General features: G+C 72.8%; 15 protein-coding genes. 5 read left to right on the top strand and 10 right to left on the bottom strand.

The genetic code is table 11. From position 1 onward, the window contains the following. Positions 1–81: 81 nt before the first annotated feature. Positions 82–549, bottom strand: coding sequence for a TOBE domain-containing protein (locus tag N4G63_RS03330; protein ID WP_260788786.1), 468 nt, complete (start codon positions 547–549; stop codon positions 82–84). A gap of 232 nt (positions 550–781) precedes the next feature. Between N4G63_RS03330 and N4G63_RS03335 the strand changes: the two genes are divergently transcribed. The 4 genes from N4G63_RS03335 (at position 782) to modC (ending at position 4,327) form a co-directional block, all read left to right on the top strand. Beyond that, positions 782–1,636, top strand: a complete 855-nt coding sequence (locus N4G63_RS03335) for a TOBE domain-containing protein (protein ID WP_260788785.1) — start codon at positions 782–784, stop codon at positions 1,634–1,636. 26 nt (positions 1,637–1,662) lie between these two features. Then, positions 1,663–2,442 carry a molybdate ABC transporter substrate-binding protein gene (modA, locus tag N4G63_RS03340; protein WP_260788784.1) on the top strand — a complete coding sequence of 260 codons (780 nt, stop codon included), beginning with the start codon at positions 1,663–1,665 and terminating at the stop codon, positions 2,440–2,442. Between the two features lie 21 nt (positions 2,443–2,463). Further along, on the top strand, positions 2,464–3,147 hold the full coding sequence (modB, locus tag N4G63_RS03345; RefSeq protein ID WP_314599342.1) for a molybdate ABC transporter permease subunit: 684 nt from the start codon (positions 2,464–2,466) through the stop codon (positions 3,145–3,147). Positions 3,148–3,226: 79 nt separating this feature from the next. Next, complete coding sequence (modC, locus tag N4G63_RS03350) at positions 3,227–4,327, top strand: molybdenum ABC transporter ATP-binding protein (RefSeq protein WP_260788783.1); 1,101 nt, start codon at positions 3,227–3,229, stop codon at positions 4,325–4,327. A gap of 20 nt (positions 4,328–4,347) precedes the next feature. Here the strand turns inward: modC and N4G63_RS03355 are convergent, their stop codons facing one another. Beyond that, entirely contained in the window at positions 4,348–6,117 is a 1,770-nt protein-coding gene (locus tag N4G63_RS03355) for an alpha-amylase family glycosyl hydrolase (protein ID WP_314599343.1), read from the bottom strand. 73 nt (positions 6,118–6,190) lie between these two features. On the opposite strand from N4G63_RS03355, the gene N4G63_RS03360 reads away from it, so the two are divergent. After that, the gene (locus N4G63_RS03360) at positions 6,191–9,070 is read left to right on the top strand and encodes an alpha-1,6-glucosidase domain-containing protein (RefSeq protein WP_314599344.1); all 2,880 of its coding nucleotides are present in this window, start codon (positions 6,191–6,193) and stop codon (positions 9,068–9,070) included. Here the strand turns inward: N4G63_RS03360 and N4G63_RS03365 are convergent. From N4G63_RS03365 to pobA, 8 genes are all read right to left on the bottom strand, one after another. Continuing rightward, positions 9,067–9,801, bottom strand: a complete 735-nt coding sequence (locus tag N4G63_RS03365) for a hypothetical protein (protein ID WP_314599345.1) — start codon at positions 9,799–9,801, stop codon at positions 9,067–9,069. The genes N4G63_RS03360 and N4G63_RS03365 overlap by 4 nt on opposite strands. A gap of 46 nt (positions 9,802–9,847) precedes the next feature. After that, complete coding sequence (locus tag N4G63_RS03370) at positions 9,848–11,356, bottom strand: DUF3500 domain-containing protein (protein WP_260788779.1); 1,509 nt, start codon at positions 11,354–11,356, stop codon at positions 9,848–9,850. 181 nt (positions 11,357–11,537) lie between these two features. After that, positions 11,538–12,932 (bottom strand): ATP-binding protein, encoded by a 1,395-nt coding sequence (locus tag N4G63_RS03375; protein WP_260788778.1) that lies wholly within the window; start codon positions 12,930–12,932, stop codon positions 11,538–11,540. Further along, on the bottom strand, positions 12,910–13,695 hold the full coding sequence (locus N4G63_RS03380; RefSeq protein WP_260788777.1) for a response regulator transcription factor: 786 nt from the start codon (positions 13,693–13,695) through the stop codon (positions 12,910–12,912). Before N4G63_RS03380 ends, N4G63_RS03375 begins: the two co-directional genes overlap by 23 nt. An 85-nt stretch (positions 13,696–13,780) precedes the next feature. Further along, positions 13,781–14,626, bottom strand: coding sequence for an alpha/beta fold hydrolase (locus tag N4G63_RS03385; protein ID WP_314599346.1), 846 nt, complete (start codon positions 14,624–14,626; stop codon positions 13,781–13,783). 133 nt (positions 14,627–14,759) lie between these two features. Then, positions 14,760–16,334: an acyl-CoA synthetase gene (locus N4G63_RS03390; RefSeq protein WP_260788775.1), complete on the bottom strand. Its 1,575-nt coding sequence runs from the start codon at positions 16,332–16,334 to the stop codon at positions 14,760–14,762. Positions 16,335–16,436: 102 nt separating this feature from the next. Continuing rightward, positions 16,437–17,336: an alpha/beta hydrolase gene (locus N4G63_RS03395; protein ID WP_314599347.1), complete on the bottom strand. Its 900-nt coding sequence runs from the start codon at positions 17,334–17,336 to the stop codon at positions 16,437–16,439. 100 nt (positions 17,337–17,436) lie between these two features. Next, entirely contained in the window at positions 17,437–18,609 is a 1,173-nt protein-coding gene (pobA, locus tag N4G63_RS03400; RefSeq protein WP_260788773.1) for a 4-hydroxybenzoate 3-monooxygenase, read from the bottom strand. Between the last annotated feature and the right edge of the window lie 96 nt (positions 18,610–18,705).

The following is an 18,705-nucleotide window of genomic DNA, read 5'->3' on the forward strand; positions in this document are numbered from 1 at the left end:
CATTGTCATCAATGGATTAAGTAGTCAGACTGCTTTGTCGCTTGCGTACTTTACTGCGAACCTGATTGCGGCAAGTTGCTTTCACGCCGCCAGCACGATGTGGCTTGCCTTGATGATGGCCCGTGCCGCCTGGCCCACGGCCAGGCCCAGATCGGCCACCGCTTCTTGCGTGATCACCGCATGCACCACGCTGCCGCCCGGCAAGGTGATCGCCACCTCGGCATTCACCGGGCCGAGGGTCAGGGCGCTGACGGTGCCGCTGAGCTGGTTGCGGGCCGAGTCGCGCAGGCCGGCGTCGGCCCCGCTGTCTGCCCCAGCCGTGGCCACGATCACCCACGGCGCCTTGACGATGGCCACGGCGCGGCCGCCCACGGCCAGGCCCAACTCGCGGGCGGCGGCCTGGGTGATCACGGCGGTGAGCGCATCGCCGCCGGGCAGCTGCAGCCGCACCTCGCAGTTCACCGGGCCGGCGGTGAGGGCGCCGACGAGGCCGTCGAACTGGTTGCGGGCACTGGTTTGCAGGCCTGTGCGGGGCAGGAGATTGGGCATGGCGCTTCCTGACATCGGGAGAGTGGGGAGGCTTGGCACGCCGATTGCGTTGTATCGTTCAAGATACGACGCTTGTCGGCTTTCTGACAGAGCCAGCCTATGCCCAGCCCCGTGCACGCCGCAACCATAACGCCTGCCCTCCAACGGTGCGCAACCAGCCTCGGCGCAGGCTTGAGCGCTTGGCCCAGCCGTTCGTTATGTTGTGAACCATACAACCCTGACGGAGCCTGGCATGGCTGAGCCCGCGCTTCCGTCGGCGCCGCCCAAGCCGCGCCAGGGGGTGCCGCGGCTCACCGGCCGGCTGGAGGTGGACACCGACCTGGGCAGCTTTCTCGGCGACACCCGCGTGCGCCTGCTCGAAGCCATCGATGTGCACGGCTCCATCTCGCAGGCGGCCAAGCATGTGCCGCTGTCGTACAAGGCCGCCTGGGACGCGGTGGACGCGATGAACAACCTGGCCGACCAGCCGCTGGTGGCGCGCAGCACCGGCGGCAAGGCCGGCGGCGGCACGCGGCTCACCGAGCATGGCCGGCGTGTCATCGCGCTGTACCGCGCGATGCAGGCCGAGTACCAGGCCGCGCTCGACCGGCTGGCTGCGCAGTTCAGCGCGCTGCCCGGTGGCGATGCGCGCAGCTTCCAGCGCCTGCTGCGGCGCATGGCGGTGCGCACCAGCGCGCGCAACCAGTTCGTCGGCACGGTGTGCGCGCTGCGCGAGGGGCCGGTGGATTTCGAGGTGCGCCTGCGGCTCGATGAATCGCTGGAGCTGGCCGCGGTGGTCACGCGTGAATCGGCCGAGACGCTGGGGCTGGCCATCGGCAGCGAGGTGATCGCGCTGGTCAAGGCCTCGTCGCTGCTGGTGTTCACCGACGCGGCGCTGCGTGTCAGTGCCCGCAACCAGCTGTGGGGCACGGTGGCGCGCGTGGTCGATGGGCCGGTGAACGCCGAGGTGGTGATCGATCTGGGCAGCGCCCGCAGCGCGGTGGCGGTGCTCACGCGCGATTCGGTGGCCGCGCTGGGCCTGGCCGAGGGCGTGCGCGCCTGCGCGGCGTTCAAGGTGTCGAGCGTGATCCTGGCCGTGATCGATTGAAGTTCAAGCATCGAGAGGAACCCGACATGCAACCTGCCCACATGGCTCCGCGCCGCATCTGGCTGACTGCGCTGGCCACCGTCACCAGCCTGGCCGCGCTGCCGGCGCATGCTGACGAAGTGCTGGTGGCCGTGGCCGCCAACTTCGCCGCGCCGCTGCAGAAGATTGCCGAAGGCTTTGCCGCTGCCACCGGCCATGTGATCAAGCCCTCGGCCGGCGCCACCGGCAAGTTCTATACGCAGATCGTGGCCGGCGGCGCGCCCTTCCAGGTGCTGATCGCCGCCGACGACGAGACGCCCAAGAAGCTGGTCGCCGAAGGCCACGCGGTGGCCGGCAGCAACTTCACCTATGCCATCGGCCAGCTGGTGCTGTGGAGCGCCACGCCGGACCTGGTGGATGAGCAGGGCGCGGTGCTGGCGGCCGCGGCCAGGTTCAGCAAGTTGGCGATCGCCAACCCCAGGATCGCGCCCTATGGCGTCGCGGGCTTGGAGGTGGTCAAGGCCAGGGGCCACACCGAGGCCATCACGCCCAAGCTGGTGACGGCCGAGTCCATTTCCCAGGCCTACCAGTTCGCGGTGACGGGCAATGCCGAGCTGGCCTTCGTGGCGCTGTCCCAGGTGCAGGTGCCGGGCAAGCCCGCCACGGGCTCGATGTGGAAGGTGCCGCAGTCGCTGTACGGTGAGATCCGCCAGGACGCCGTGCTGCTCAAGCCCGGCGAAAGGAGTGCCGGCGCGAAGGCGCTGCTGGCCTATCTGAAGACGGCGCCGGCCCAGGCCGTGATCCAGGCCTATGGCTACCGCCACTGAGCTGCCGGGGGTCGCCACGTGATGACGCCTGACGACTGGACGGCCATCGGCCTGACCGCCCGGCTGGCCGCGCTGACCACCGTGCTGCTGCTGCTGGTGGGCACGCCGGTGGCCTGGTGGCTGGCGCGCACGCGCTCGCCGGCCAAGCTGCTGGTGGCCTCGCTGGTGGCCATGCCCATCGTGTTGCCGCCATCGGTGCTGGGCTTCTACCTGCTGCTGCTGATGGGGCCGCAGGGGCCGCTGGGCCAGCTCACCACGGCGCTGGGCCTGGGGCGGTTGCCGTTCACCTTCACCGGCCTGGTGGTGGCCTCGGTGCTGTACTCCATGCCCTTCGTGGTGCAGCCGCTGCAGCAGGCCTTCGAGGCCATTCCCGAGCGCGCGCTGGAAGCCGCGGCCACGCTGCGCGCAGGTCCCTGGGACCGCTTCGTCACCGTGGCCCTGCCGCTGGCGCGGCCGGGCTTTCTCACCGCCAGCGTGGTGGGCTTTGCGCACACCGTGGGCGAGTTCGGTGTGGTGCTGATGGTGGGCGGCAACATCAGCGGCCAGACCCGCGTGCTCTCGGTGTCCATCTACGACCATGTGGAAGCCGGCGAATTCGGCGCTGCGCACCGCCTGTCGCTGATGATGGTGCTGTTCTCGCTGGTCGTGCTGCTGGGCCTGCAGTGGGCGCAGCGGCGCAAGGCCGTGACGCCGGAGGCGCCATGAGCGCTCCCGCCCGGCCGCTCCGAGGAGCGCGCGTTCCTCCCGCGGGGAGGTGGTCGCGCAGCGACCGGAGGGGCGTCCAATGAGCAACATCGTTGCCACGCTGCGCCTGCCGCGGCGTGATTTCACGCTGGCGGTCGATCTGGCGTTGCCGGGCCAGGGCGTCAGCGCCCTGTTCGGCCCCTCGGGCTGCGGCAAGACCACGGTGCTGCGCGCGCTGGCCGGGCTGGAGCGCGCGGCCGGTCGCATCGTGGTCGATGGCCAGGTCTGGCAGGACGATGCCGCGGGCGTGTTCGTGCCCACGCACCAGCGGCCGCTGGGCTATGTGATCCAGGAGGCGGCGCTGTTCCCGCACCTGGACGTGGCCGCCAACCTGGCCTATGGCCGCCAGCGCAGCCGCGCCGATGCGCAGCGCATCGCGCTGGATGCGGTGGTCGATCTGCTGGGCATCGGTGCGCTGATGGCGCGGCGGCCGGCCACGCTGTCGGGCGGCGAGCGCCAGCGCGTGGCCATTGCCCGCGCGCTGGCCACCGGCCCGCGCCTGCTGCTGATGGACGAGCCGCTGGCCGCGCTGGACGCCGCGCGCAAGGCCGAGATCCTGCCCTACCTCGAGCGCCTGCACCGCGAGCTGGCACTGCCGGTGGTGCTGGTCACCCATGCCATCGACGAGGCCGCACGCCTGGCCGATCACCTGGTGCTGATGGCGCGCGGCCAGGTGCTGGCCGCCGGCCCGCTGGCCGAGCTGCTGGCCCGGCCCGAGTTGCCGCTGGCCCGGCACGACGAGGCCGGCGTGGTGATCGACGCTGCGGTGGCCGAGCACGATGCGCGTTACGGCCTCACCCGCATCGGCTTTGCCGGTGGCGGCCTGTGGCTGGGCCAGGCCGCCGTGCCGCTGGGCCAGCGTGTGCGCGCCCGCGTGCTGGCCCGCGACGTGAGCGTGACGCGCCAGCCGCCGCAGGAAACCAGCGTGCTCAACGTGCTGCCGGTGGTGCTGCAAAGCCTGCACACCGACCGCAGCACCGCGCTGCTGCGCCTGGCGGTGTGCGCCGATGCGGCCCAGGGCGCGCCGGTGGCCGGGCCGGTGCACCTGCTGGCCCGCATCACCCGCCGCAGCCTGGAGACGCTGGCGCTGCAGCCCGGTGAGGTGCTGTATGCCCAGATCAAGGGCGTGGCGCTGATGTAGCCGGGCGCGGCCCGCGGGGCTCAGCGCCCGATCACGCGGTACACGCGCAGGCTTTGCGCCGGCAGCGCCACCTGGGCCTGGCCGCTGCCATCGGCCGCGGCGGGCGGCGCATCGGCCGGCCACAGCGCCTGCAGGCGTGCGCCGCGCGGCAACCCGGGCACACGGGCCTGGCCGGGCGTGGTGGCGTAGTTCATCAGTACCAGCGTGCGCTCGCGGCCCAGCGCGCGCTGCCAGCCCAGCAGCAGGCCGTCGGCAAAACTGTGCTCGAAGCGGCCGCGGGCGATGCTGGGCAGCGTGTTGCGCAGGCCGATCATGGCGCGGTAGAAGTGCCACAGCGAGTCGGCCTGCTGCCGCTGCGATTGCAGGTTGTGCGTGGCGCGGTTGGGTGCCAGCGGGCGGAAGGGCGTGCCGGTGCTGAAGCCGGTGTTGCGGCCGTCGGCGGTGTCGGCCGTCCAGCTCATGGGGGCGCGCAGCGGCAGATCGCCGGGCAGCTCGGCCACGCCGGCCTGGCCCACTTCTTCGCCGTAGTAGATGAAGGGTGTGCCGGGCTGCAGCAGGTAGCCGGCGGCGGCCAGCTGGTAGCGGGCCTGCCAGCCGGGCGTGCCGCCGCCCACCTGGTCCCACAGGCGCTGGCCGGCAAAGATGTCGTGGTTGGAGACAAAGCTGGCCATGCCGGGCCGCGCGCTGCGGTAGTAGCGCGCCAGCTCGGCCACCGATTCGGGCCGGCCCATGGCCGCGCCCACGAAGTGCTGGGTGTAGCCGAACGCAAACGCGCCGCCGCACACGGCCGGGTCGCCCCAGGCCTGCGGCTGTGCGGTGGCCTCGCACACCACATGGCGGCGCGGGTAGGCGCGGATCAGGTCTTGCAGGCCTTTGGTGATGCGCCGGCTTTCGGGCTGGTCGTTCCAGTCCTTGGCGCTGTTCTCGATCAGGTGCGGCACGGCGTCCAGCCGAAAGCCGGCCAGCCCGCGGTTGAGCCAGAAGCGCAGGCTGTCGCGGTGGTAGCGCAGCACGGCCGGGTGGCGCAGGTTGAAGTCGGGCATGTGCGGCCCGAAGGTGGCGAAGTAGAAGCCGCGTGCCGTGTCGTCGGGGCGCGGCAGGGCTTTCGGATCGCCGTTGAAATCCCAGGGCGCGCTGGCCAGGTGGTACCAGGGGTCCTGGCCCCAGATGTCCCAGCCGCGCGGGCGCTCGCCGTCGGCCCACACGAACCAGTCGCGCCAGCGGCTGGCCGGATTGGCGCGCGCCGCCACGAAAAACGCATGCGCCGCCGCGGCATGGTTGACCACGTAATCCATGATGATGCCGATGCCGCGCTGGCGGGCCTGGCGCACCAGCTCGTCCAGATCGGCCAGCGTGCCGTAGGCCGGCTCGATGGCGCGGTGGTCGGTGGTGGCGTAGCCGTGGTCGTGGTCGCCGCTGGCGGTGATCGGCATCAGCCAGATGCCGCGGATGCCCAGCGCCTGCAGCTCGTCAAGCTTGCCGATGAGGCCGCGCAGGTCGCCGATGCCGTCGCCGTTGCTGTCGGCATAGGCGCGCACGAAGATCTCCATGAACGCGCCGTGCTGCCAGTGCGGCGGCAGCGGCTTCAGCCCGCGCTCGGCGCTGCGTGCCGGCACCGGGCGGGTGTCGGGCCAGGGCGGCGTGGCCGTGCTGGTGGCCGTGCTGGTGGTCGTGCTGGTGGTCGTGCTGGTGGCGGCGCTGGTGCCGGCGTTGGCGTTGGCGGCACCAGCCACCCACAGCAGGGCCAGGGCCCCGGCGGCGGCCCGGCACAGGCGACTTGGTGTTCGCATGGAGAGACTCTGGTTTGTAGTGAAACTACACTTTATCGGTCGCGGCCTTCCACGGCTCTCCGAGAAAGTCTCTATGGCAGTGTTTGGTTTGGGTGCATGGGTTCGTAGTTTTGCTAGCTTTGGCGGGGCCCTGGCGGTGGCCAGCGCGCAGGGCCAGGCCCTGCCCGCGCTGCCCACGCTGCCGGCCATGAGCCTGGCCGATTGCGATGCCCCCGGCATCGCCGGCACGCTGCAGCCCGAAGCCCAGGCCCTGCCCGAGGCGCGCGGCATCTGGCTCGATGCCACCCGCCTGCAATGGCCCGGCACGGCACCCGCCGCCGCCGGCGAGGGCCGCGCCCGCCTGTTGTGGGCCGCCGGGCCCACGCTGCACACCGAGCCCGGCGGCAGCGCCGGCGGGGCCGATCTGGCCTGGGTGCTGCAGCCCGACCGCACGGCGCTGCCGGCCGCGCTGGCCACCCGCTTTGCCCATCTGCTGCCTGGCGCGCGCTGGCAGCTGCCGCCCGAGGCCGCCACGCCCGAGGCGCTGCGCAGCCTGCACCGCGGCCAGCTGCGCCTGGTGCTGGAAGACGCCGCCGGCCGCATCCTGGCGGCCACCCGCCTGCAGGCCGCCGGCGCGCTGGACGCGCTGTATGCCAGCGCGGCAACGGCCAGCCCGCCCGTTGCCGCCGCGCCAACGGCCGCCAGGGCCGGTGCGCCCGACCTGGCCGCCGCACTGGGCGCCACGCCCACGCTGCGCACGCCGTTTGCCACCCGTTTTGCGCTGTGGGCACCCACGGCGCGCCAGGTGGCGGTGTGCCTGCATGCCGGCCCGCAGGCCGCGGCGCAGGCCGTGCAGCCGCTGGCGCTGCAGGCCGGCAGCGGCGTCTGGCAGCTCACGGCCCCTGGCGACCACCGCGGCCGCAACTACCGCTACCTGGTGGATGTGTACGTGCCCGGCCACGGCCTGCTGCGCCAGCGGGTCACCGATCCGTACGCGCTGAGCCTGTCGGCCGATTCACAGCTCGGCTGGATCGGCCGGCTCGACGATCCGCAGCTGGCGCCGCGTGGCTGGGCCAGCGCGCCGCGGGGCCGGCCGCTGGCGGCCAACACCGAGATGGCGGTCTACGAGCTGCATGTGCGCGACTTCTCGCGCGACGATGCCGGCGTGCCCGCCGCCCAGCGCGGCAAGTACGCGGCCTTTGCGCACCCCGGCAGCACCGGCATGCGCCACCTGCGGGCCCTGGCCCGCGCCGGCCTGACCGATGTGCACCTGCTGCCGGTGTTCGACCTGGCCACCGTGCCCGAGCAGGGCTGCGTCACGCCCGCCGTGCCCGAGGCGCCGCCCGACAGCCTGGCCCAGCAGGCCGCGGTGATGGCCACGGCCGCGCGCGACTGCTTCAACTGGGGCTACGACCCGCTGCACTTCAATGCCCCCGAGGGCAGCTACGCCAGCAGTGCCGGCGATGGCGCGGTGCGCATCCGCGAGTTCCGCCAGATGGTGATGGCGCTGCATGCCGCCGGCCTGCGCGTGGGCATGGACGTGGTCTACAACCACCTGTCGGCCAGCGGCCAGCAGCCGCATTCGGTGCTCGACCGCATCGTGCCCGGCTACTACCACCGGCTCGACGCCAAGGGCGTGGTCGAGCGCAGCACCTGCTGCGACAACAGCGCCACCGAGCACGCGATGATGGGCCGGCTGATGCGCGACTCGGTGCGGCTGTGGGCGCGCCACCACCGCATCGACTCGTTCCGCTTTGACCTGATGGGCCACCAGCCGCGCGAGCAGATGCTGGCCCTGCAGGCCGAGCTGCGTGCCGAGCTGGGCCGCGACATCCAGCTGCTGGGCGAGGGCTGGAACTTTGGCGAGGTGGCCGACGGCGCACGCTTCGTGCAGGCCGCCCAGGGCCGCCTGGCCGGCACCGCCATCGCCACCTTCAGCGACCGCGCCCGCGACGCACTGCGCGGCGGCGGCGTGGGCGATGCCGGCGAGGCGGTGATCGGCCGCCAGGGCTGGCTCAACGGCCTGGGCACGGCGCCCAACGCGGTGTCGGCGCGCCAGGGTGCCGAGGCGCAGCGCCGCGAGCTGCTGGCCGCCGCCGACCTGCTGCGCCTGGGCCTGGCCGGCACGCTGGCCGGCTACCGCTTTACCGGCCATGACGGCGTGCGGCGCAGCGGCGCCGAGATGCTGTACGCCGGCCGCCCCGGCGCCGGCTACGCGGCCCAGCCCGACGAGGTGGTGAACTACGTGGAGAACCACGACAACGCCACGCTGTGGGACAGCAACGCCTTCAAGCTGCCGCTGGCCACCGCGTCGGCCGAGCGCGCGCGGGTGCAGGTGCTGGGACTGGCCATCACCGCCATCAGCCAGGGCGTGCCCTACTTTCATGCCGGCGTCGACCTGCTGCGCAGCAAGAGCCTGGACGGCAACAGCTTCGATTCGGGCGACTGGTTCAACCGGCTCGACTGGAGCGGCCAGACCCACCACTTCGGCAGCGGCCTGCCACCGGCGGCCGACAACGCCGCGCTGCATGCGCTGATGGCACCGCGCCTGGCCGATGCGGCGCTGAAGGCGCAGCCGGCCGACATTGCGCTGGCGCGCCAGGCGCTGCGCGACTGGCTGGCCATCCGCCGCAGCAGCACGCTGTTTCGCCTGCGCACGGCCGACGCGGTGCAGCAGCGGCTGGTGTTTCACGACACCGGCCCGGCACAGAACCCTGCCCTGGTGGTGGCCGAGCTCGATGGCCGCGGCCTGGCCGGCGCCGGCTGGCGGCGGCTGATGCTGCTGCTCAACACCCACCCCGAGGCGCAGGCCATCCAGCTGCCCGGCGCCGCCGGCCAGCGCTGGCAGCTGCACCCGGTACTGGCCGCGCCTGGCGCCGCCGACGCACGGCTGCGCCGCCAGGCCACGGTGGACGCGGCCCGCGGCCGCTTCGAGGTGCCGGGGCGCAGTGCGGTGGTGTGGGTGCAGCGCTAGCGAACTGCCGCCGCCACGTTGCTGCGTGCCTGCCCCCCCTTGCGGCGCAGCAGGCCCAGCGTCAGCAGGCCGGCGGCCAGCAGGGCGGCGGGCTCGGGCTCGGGCACCGCGCTGGCCAGCAGCGTGATGGTGAAGCTGCCAACGGCCGAGCCGTCGGTGGTGACGCTGGGGTCCAGGCCCATCAGGTTGAGTGACAGGCTGCTGGCGGTGTAGCTGATGTCGCTGCTGTCCAGGCCCACGATGTTGGTGCTGAGCGTGAAGCCGGCCAACGTGTAGCCGCTGCCCAGGCTCAGGCCGCTGAACACCAGGCCGTTGAAGCTGGTGCCGGCGCTGGCGTCAAAGCTGGCCAGCAGGGTGCCGGTGAGGGTGGTGGCGCCGATGTCGAGGCTTTCGCCATCCACCAGGCCGGCGCCCAGGCCGGAGGTCGAGTCGCACAGCGCCAGCGTGGTGTCGGGGCAGGCGAACTCCACCGCGCTGGCATCCACCGTGGCGCTGCTGGCCACCAGGGCGCTGGCGGTGTCGGGGTAGAGGTAGCTCACCGTCACGGTGCTGCCCACCAGCGTGGCCGCGGCCGTGCCGGTGCCGGGTGTGGTGCCGCCGGGTGGCGTGCCGCCCCCGGGGGTGGTGCCGCCAGGCGGCGTGCCACCGGGCGTGGGGCCGCCAGGGGCGAACTGGGCCTGCGCCTGCAGCGCAAAGCCGGCGACCGCCAGGGCCAGGAGAGTGGGTGTCAAGCGCATGGATGAACTCGTCTGAAAAAGGGGGTTGAAGCGCCGGGGCTCAGGAGGTGGCGGCGGCTGCGGTGGCCGCAGTGGCCGCCGTGGCCGCCGTGGCCGCAGTGGTTGCGCTGGCAGCGCTGGTGCACAGGCCGCCGTAATCGGCCGTCTTGTCTCGCCAGATGGTGTGGAAGTGGATGTCGTTGGCCACGATCACGCCGTTCTGCACCGAGAACTCGATCCACACCCGCGGGCCGTCGATGCGGAAGTAGTCGCCGCGCGTGCTGACCGTGCCGTTGCCGGCGTAGGCCACGTAGGTCTGGGCCAGGGCCGCGTCGCTCAGGTAGGCGGCCAGCAGCTCGCTCACATGCTCGCTGGCCTGGGTGGCCACATAGGCCTCGATCACCGCCTTGGCCAGGCCCTGGTGCGCGCTCGACAGGCTGCTGAACGGCAGGCCGCGCTCGGTGACGCCGCCGTACGCATGCGGGCAGCTGCCGTCGATGCCACCGGTGCCGTTGGCGCCGAACAGCAGGTCGCCATAGGTGCCGGCCAGCTTGGCCGCGCCGTAGCCGGTGAGCGCCGTGCCCAGGCTGGCCATGGCGCTGCGCTGGGCCAGCATCGGGTCGTAGCTCACGCCCGCATGGCTGAACGTGGCCTTGGGCTCGATGGCCAGGAACATCGGCGTGGTCGACTTGACACTGCCGTTGAAGGCCACGTTGTAGGTCAGGTGGTGGCCGGTGACCTGCAGCATCCAGAAGCCGCTGGCCGAGGGCGTGCCCAGGAACGACAGGTAGTAGTTGCCTTCGCCGTAGGTCGAGCCGCCGCCGATGCTGTAGAGGTAGTTGTCGGCCGCCTGCATGCCGATCAGCAGCTGCGCGCCGGCGCTGCCCAGCGCGGTGGCGATCAGGTTGCGGGCGGCGGTCTTTTGCGCCGTGCTCAGGCCCGACCAGGCCAGGCCGTTGCGCGAGACCATGGCCGCCGGCAGGTTGGACCAGTGGCGTGCGGTGTCCAGGTTCCAGGCCAGCACGGCGCTGGCTTGCTGGCTGCTGCTGAGCGTGGCGATGAAGCCTTGTGCCGCGCTCAGCGTGGCGGCGCCCAGGCCGCCGGCGGCCAGGTTGGCGGTGACGCTGAGCGTGGCACTGGCGCTGGTGGCCGTGCCCTTGGCATTGCTGACCACCACGTGGTAGCTGCCGGCATGCTCGGTGGCCGCTGCGGCCAGGGTGTAGGTGGCGGCGGTGGCGCCGCTGATCGCCGCGCCGTCCTTGAACCACTGGTAGCTCAGCGTGGCGGCGCCGTAGGCGGCCACGCGCAGGTTCACGCTGGCGCCCGCCGCCACCGCCTGTGATGCCGGCTGGGTGCCGATCACCGGTGCGCTGGTGGTGGCGCCACGCGCGGCGGTGGCGCTCATGGTGGCGGTTTCGGCCGCGGCGGCGGCGGCGCTGGTGCTGCTGTCGGCCGAGGCGCTGGAGGTGCTGCCGCCGCTGCCGCCGCCACAGGCGGCCACCAGGGCCAGCAGACAAAGCGAGGCAGCCGCGGCGAGGGCGGTGCTGCGGGATGGGACGCGCGGGTTCATGGCGGGGCGTGGCTCCGAAAGGCTGGACAAGGTGGACCGGTGGCAGGCGCAGCCGCCATCGGAACCGGGCTTGACCCAGGGCAACGGCGCTTCGCCTTGCGCCGCATTCTGGAAACCGTTCTTTGCGCGCGGGCTGCGTGCCCGTGTCGGGGCCGACATGTTTGCCGGCGAAGTGCAAACCTCAGTGCCGCTGTGAGGCCACCGGGGCCGCACCCGCCACGCCCAGCGGCAGGCACAGGCTGACGCTCAGCCCGCCCCCGGCGCGGTTGCGCCACTGCAGCGTGGCCCCCAGGCCGCGCGCCAGCTGGTCGGCGATGTACAGGCCCAGGCCGCTGCCGCCACGGGCATCGGCCGGCGCACCGGCACCCAGCTGCTGCCAGGGCTGCAGGGCGCGGTGCAGCTGGGTGGCGCTGAGGCCCGGGCCGCGGTCGTCGATGCGGACGGTCCAGTGCGCCGGCCCGCTGCGCCACAGCCGCACATCGGCCCGGCTGCCATGGCGGATGGCGTTGTCGAGCAGGTTGTCGAGCAGGCGGCGCAGGCTCAGCGGCGGGGCCAGCACGGCACCGGGGGTGCCGAGGGTGCCGAAGGTGCCGGTGATGTCGGTGGTGTCGGTGGTGTCGGTGGTACCGCTGTGGCCGCTGGTGCTTGCCGAGTCGCGCAGTTCTGGTGTTGGGTGCTTGGGTGCATCCGGCGGCGCGCCGGGCGGCCCGTGCTGCAGGCTGACGCTGGCGCCCAGCTCGGCACGGTCGTCGAGCAGGGCCTGCAGCAGCGCCGGCAGGTCGAGCAGCGTGGCCGGCTCGGCGGCCTGGGCGTCGCGCAGCAGCGCCAGCACCTGGCCGATCAGCGCGTCCATCTCGCGCACATCGGCAATGCAGGCTTCGGCGCCGGGCTGGGCACGCAGGCGCTCGAGCCGCAGGCGCATGCGGGTGAGCGGCGTGCGCAGGTCGTGCGAGATGGCGGCCATGGTCAGCTCGCGTTCGCGCACATGGCGGTTGAGCTGCTGCGCCATGCGGTTGAAGGCATGCGCGGTGCGCCGCACCTCGGCCATGCCGGTCTCGGCCAGGCGCGGTGGCGTGGCGCTGCCGGGGGCCGCGGCCAGGCGCCGCGCGGCCTGTGACAACTGGCCCATCGGCCTCGCCAGCCAGCGCGCGCCGGCCCAGGCAAAGGCCGCCAGCAGCAGGGTGCGCAGCAGGTAGTCCAGCAGCAGGTGCCGGGTGGGCAGCGGCGGCGGGCCGGCGGGCGCTGCCGCGGCGGCCATGGCGGCCGTGGCGGGCCCGGCCGGGGCCTGCCATTGCGCGGCCAGCTGCGCACCCAGGCGTTGCGGCGTGTCGTGCAGGCCCGGCGTGGGGGGCAGGGCCGGCAGCACCGGCATGCTGGCCAGGCGCAGCCGGTGCGGCGAGCCGAACACCGCATGCGTGAGCACGATGGCCACCACATGGCTCACCACCAGCGCCACCCACAGCCAGGCGAACAGGCGCTTGGCCAGGGTGTCGCTCCACCAGCGTGCCGGCGGCTCGGGCGGGTCACCGGGCCCGCGCTCGGGCAGCGGCAGCTCAGGCGCGGGTGATGTCGGCATCCAGCAGGTAGCCCTGGCCGCGCAGGGTCAGGATCATCGGCGCGGCCTGGGCGCCGGCCTCGAGCTTGGCGCGCAGGCGCGACACCGCCAGATCGACGGCGCGCAGCCGCGGCTCGGCGGCGTCGCGGCTGTCGCCGGCATCGCCGGCTTCGCTGCGGGTCAGCTGCAGCAGGCGGTCGCGCGTGAGCAGCAGGCGCGGATGGGCCACAAAGGCGGTGAACAGCCGGCTCTCGGCGGCCGACAGCGCCAGGCTCAGGCCCTGCGGCGTGCGCAGTGTGCGGTTCAGCCGGTCGAACAGCCAGCCGCCCACCGCCACATGGGTGGCCTGCTGCAGCCCGCCCTGGCCCAGCTGGCCATGGGCGCGGCGCAGCAGCGCCTGCAGGCGCGCCACCAGCTCGCGCGGCTCGAAGGGCTTGGGCAGGTAGTCGTCGGCGCCCAGCTCCAGGCCCAGCACGCGGCTGGTGGCGTCGCCCTGGGCGGTGAGCATCAGCACCGGCAGGTTCTGCAGCGGCGGCGCCTGGCGGCGCAGCCAGCGGCACAGGCTGAGCCCGTCCTCGCCGGGCAGCATCAGGTCCAGCAGCAGGGCCTGCACCGGCGCGGCGGCCAGCGCCATGCGCATGGCCTGGCCATGGGCCACCGTGTCGAGCTGCAGGCCGAAGCGCGGCAGGTAGGCGGCCAGCTCGGTGCGGATCACCGGGTCGTCATCGACCAGCAGGCAGCGCCGGGGCGCGGCGGGAGAGATGGTGGTGGCGGGGCGGTGCACAGGCGGCGCAATGTAGGCGGGGCATGTTGCCGCCGTGTATCCGCTGCTGCCGCCGCCGTGTATCCGCGGCCGCCGCCAGGCCGGTTCAGCCCTGGATGAAGCCGCGCAGCACGGCCATCGCCGCCTCGGGCATGTCGCGCCAGGCGCCATGGCCGGCCTGCGCAAACTCGGCCCACTGGCGGTGGGCGGCGGGCAGGGCGTCGAAGATCTCGCGGGCGTCGTCGATCGGGGTCACCGGGTCGAGTGCGCCGGCCATCACCAGCACCGGGCATGTGGCGCTGGCCAGGCCGGGGCGCAGGTCCATCACCGGAAACTCGGCAGCCGACCAGGTGTAGAGGATCTGCTCGTTGAACAGGTTGCGCTGGCGCGCCTCGGGCTTGCCGGGCGTGGGGTTGTACAGGTGCATGCAGGCGGCCTGGTAGGCGGCCCAGCTGGCCTCGCCCGGCGCCGTCCAGAAGGCTTCAGCCGCCGCGCGTGCGGCCGGGCCGCCCAGGCGCTCGAACATGGCCAGCTTGCGCCCGAGGTTGAAGCGCGCCGCGGTGGACGACAGCACCACCTTGGCCGGGTGGCCCGGGTGGCGCGCCAGGTAGCGCTGCGCCACCATGCCGCCAAAGCTCTGGCCCAGCACGATGGGCCGCTCGATGCCCAGCGCGTCGCTGAGGCGCACCACGTCGTCGGCAAAGGTGTCCAGCGTCCATTCGTCGGCCGGGCGGCGGCTGCCGCGGCCATGGCCGCGGTGGTCCACGTAGACGATCTGCGCCACATCGGCCAGCTGGCTGAAGATCGGCTTGAAGCTGGAATGGTCGTAGCCCGGCCCGCCGTGCAGCAGGATCAGCGTGGGTTTTTCGCGCAGGCGGGGCCCGTCGGGTACCCAGCCCGGGCCTTCGATGTCGACGAACAGGCGGACGTCAGGGGCGATGGTGATCAGCATCGTCTGATGATGCCAGCGCCAAGCACGTGGGCGTCATCGAGGCGCAGCCCAGCGGTCGCCGCGGATCCGGCTTTGCCGGTTCGCTGGCGGCGCCCGCTGGGGGGCGGCGGCGAAGCCGCTTCGGGGGAGGGCGTCAATGACCGAAATGCCCTTCGAACTTCAGCCGCAGCTCGCGCTTGAGCAGCTTGCCGCTGGGGTTCTTGGGCAGGGCGTCGACAAACAGCACGGCCTTGGGGCACTTGAACGGCGCCAGGTGCTGGGCGGCGTGGGCGATGACCTCGGCCTCGCCCAGCCCGCGCCCGGCCTTGCGCACCACCACCGCGGCGACGGCCTCGATCCAGCGCGGGTGCGGCAGGCCCACCACGGCCACCTCGCTGATCGCGTCGTGGCGGTACAGCGCCTCCTCCACCTCGCGGCTGGCCACGTTCTCGCCGCCGGTCTTGATCATGTCCTTCTTGCGGTCGACCACGCTGAGGTAGCCGTCGGCGTCCAGCACGCCCAGGTCGCCGCTGTGAAACCAGCCGCCGGCAAAGGCCGCGGCCGTGCGCTCGGGGTCGTTGAAGTAGCCCTGCAGCAGTTGCGGGCTGCGGTGCACGATCTCGCCCACGGTGCCCGGCGGCAGGTCGTTCATGTCGTCGTCGACCACGCGGGTTTCCACGTTCAGCGCGGCGCGGCCGGCCGAGCCGGGCTTGCGCAGCTGGTCGTCCGGGCCCAGCACGGTGGCCAGTGGCGCGATCTCGGTCTGGCCATAAAAATTCCACAGCCGCATCTGCGGCACGCGGCGGATCAGCTCCTCGATCACCGCCACCGGCATGATCGACGCGCCGTAGTAGCCCTTGCGCAGGCAGCGCAGATCGACCTCGTCGAACAGCGGGTGGCGCAGCAGGCCGATCCACACCGTGGGTGGCGCGAAGAACTGCGTGATGCGGTGCCGGGCGATCAGCGTCAGCAGGTTGTCGGGCGTGGGCTGGCTGGTGATGTGGCTGGTGCTGCCCAGGTACACGCTGGGGCCCAGAAACACGTCGAGCTGCGCGCAGTGGTACAGCGGCAGCGCGTGCAGCACCACATCGCCGGCCGCCATCTCGCCATCGACGATGCAGCTGAGGTACTGGTCGATCACCGCGCCGTGGGTCAGCATGGCGCCCTTGGGCAGGCTCTCGGTGCCGCTGGTGTAGACGATCTGCAGCAGGTGATCGCGGTCGAAGGCCATCTCGGGCGCCGGATGGGCGGCGGCGTCGGTGTCGGCCAGCGCGTGGAAGTCCAGGCAGTCGTCGGGGCAGGCGCTGCCTTGCTCGCCGGGAATCCACACCAGCTGCACCACGCCGGTGTCGCGCGCGGCGGCGGCGCGGCCCAGTGCGGCCAGGCCGCTGTCCACCGCCAGCAGGCGGGCGCCGCTGTGGCGCAGGATGTATGCCGCCTCGTCGGCCGTGAGCATGAAGTTCACCGGCACCAGCACCGCGCCCAGCCGCGCCAGCGCATAACGCAGCGCGGCAAAGCCGTGCGAGTTGCGCGCCAGCACGGCCACGCGCTCGCCCTGGGCCACGCCCTGGCGGTGCAGGCCGGCGGCCAGGCGCTCGACCACATCGGCAAACTGCGCCCAGGTCCAGGCCACCTCGCCGCAGACGATGCCGGGCTTGTGCGGGTGGCGCGCCGCGGTGCGGCGCAGCAGGTCGGCCAGGGTGTGGCGGCGCAGGGCAGGGGGCAGCATGGCGGGGCTCCGGCGGGTGGCAACAGGGGTTGCCGCCACGCTAGCCCGGCCCGGCCGGCTTGCCATCGGGGCAGCACCTGATGGCCGCCGCGCGGCGGCCGATCACGGGCCCGGGCTGGTGGCGCGCAGGCCGATGCCGAACAGCCCGGCCACCGCCTCGCGGTACTGGGCCAGGCCCACGCTGTTGGTGTTGTGGTGCGAGCCGCCTTCCACCAGCACGAAGCGCTTGGGCGCGGTGGCGCGCTCGAACAGCGCCTGGCCCAGCGCCGGCGGGATCAGCCGGTCGGCGCTGCCATGCACCACCAGCACCGGCGCCTTGACCGCGGCAATGCGCTCGGCGGCGTCGAAGCACTGGGTGATCAGCGGCGCCAGCGGCAGCCAGCCGTACTCGAAGTTCTTCACCACGTCGGGGATCGAGGTGAAGCTGCCTTCGACCATCAGGCCGGCCACGTCGGCGGTCTCGGCGGCCAGGCGCACCGCGATGGCGCCACCCAGCGAGTGGCCAAACAGGTAGCGCCGGGCCTGCGGGTGTTGCGCCGCCAGCCAGCGCCAGGCGGCCTGGGCGTCTTCGTGGGCCAGGGTTTCAGAGGGCAGGGCGGGCGTACTCTGGCCGAAGCCGCGGTAGTCGACCGCCAGCACGGCAAACCCCAGCTCGTGCAGCCGGCGCATGCGCGGCGCGCTGCCGCGCACATCAAAACGCGCGCCGTGCAGATACAGCAGCACCGGCGCGTCGGCCTGCGGCTGGGCCAGCCACAGGCCGTGCAGGCGCGCCGCCTGGCCGGCCTCGGCGCTGTGGAAGTCGATCCACACGTCCTGCATGCCCTGGGCGGCGGCCTGGCCACCGGCCCAGGTGCGCGCGCCGGGCTGGAAGATCCACTCGCGCTGCTTCTCGTCGAGCGTGGCGCAGCCGCCCAGCAGGCCGGCGCCGGCCAGCGCCAGCGTGGCCAGGGCGGTGCGGGCGCGCCAGCGTGGCGGCATGGCGGGGCGGGGTTCAGTGGGCATGGCGGGCATCGCGCGATGAGAGCATGAGCTCACCGACCCCGCTGCGCGCAGGGAGTTCCCGCCGCCTGTCGCATGCGGCCTGCCAGCCAGCGGCAGGGCACTACATCGGCAGGCCGACGTAGTTTTCGGCCAGTGCCGTCATGGCGGCCTGCGAGCTGAACAGGTAGTCGAGCTCGGCGCGCTGCATCCTGGCGCCGAAGCTGCCGTTCTCGGGAAACCTGTGCAGCAGCAGCGTCATGCTCCACGAGAAGCGCTCGGCCTTCCAGATGCGCGCCAGCGCGCGCTGCGAGTAATGGTCGATCTCGCCGCGGCGGCCGGCGTAGAAGCCTTCGAGCGCCTGCCACAGATAACCCACGTCGCTGGCGGCCAGGTTCAGGCCCTTGGCCCCGGTGGGCGGCACGATGTGGCCGGCATCGCCCACCAGGAACAGGCGGCCAAAGCGCAGCGGCTCGGCCACGAAGCTGCGCAGCGGCGCAATGCTCTTCTCGATCGACGCGCCGGTGACCAGCCGCGCCGCCACCTCGGCCGGCAGGCGCAGGCGCAGCTCGTTCCAGAAGGCCTCGTCGCTCCAGTTCTCGACCTTGTCGTCCAGGCTGCACTGCACGTAGTAGCGGCTGCGCGTGTGGCTGCGCTGGCTGCACAGCGCAAAGCCGCGCGGGTGGTGGGCGTAGATCAGCTCCTCGTGCACCGGCGGCGTGTCGCTCAGCACGCCCAGCCAGCCGAAGGGGTAGACCTTCTCGTGCAGCGCGATCTTCTCGGCCGGCACGCTGGCCCGGCAGACACCGTGAAAACCGTCGCAGCCGGCGATGAAGTCGGCGCGCAGCTCGTGGGCCTGGCCGTCCTGCACCCAGGTGACACGCGGTGCGCTGCCATCGAGAAAGTCGTGCACGCGCACCTCGTCGGCCTGGTACACGGTGCTCAGCGCGGCGGCACGGCGGGCGTCCATCAGGTCGCGCGTGACCTCGGTCTGGCCGTAGACCGTGACGCGCTTGCCGGTCAGGCCCAGCAGGTCGATGCGGTGCAGCCGGTCGTCGAAGGACAGGCACACGCCGTCGTGCGGCAGGCCCTCGGCGTGCAGGCGGGCCGAGACGCCGGCGGCCTCGAGCAGATCGGTGCAGGTGTGCTCCAGCACGCCGGCGCGGATGCGGCCCAGCACGTAGTCGGCGCTGCGCTGCTCGATCACCACATTGGCAATGCCCGAGCGGGCCAGCAACTGGCCCAGCAGCAGGCCCGAGGGGCCGGCGCCGACGATGGCAACCTGGGTGGTCTGCATGGCGATGTCTCCGTTGTGCTGCTTGACGATGCTCAAGAGTGTCAGCGCGCAGGGGCCGGGCCGGCAATGGACACAATCGGCCAGCACTTGAACAAT

Origin of the sequence: Aquabacterium sp. OR-4 (assembly GCF_025290835.2) — a bacterium.
In the GTDB taxonomy this organism is placed as follows: Bacteria; Pseudomonadota; Gammaproteobacteria; order Burkholderiales; family Burkholderiaceae_C; genus Pseudaquabacterium.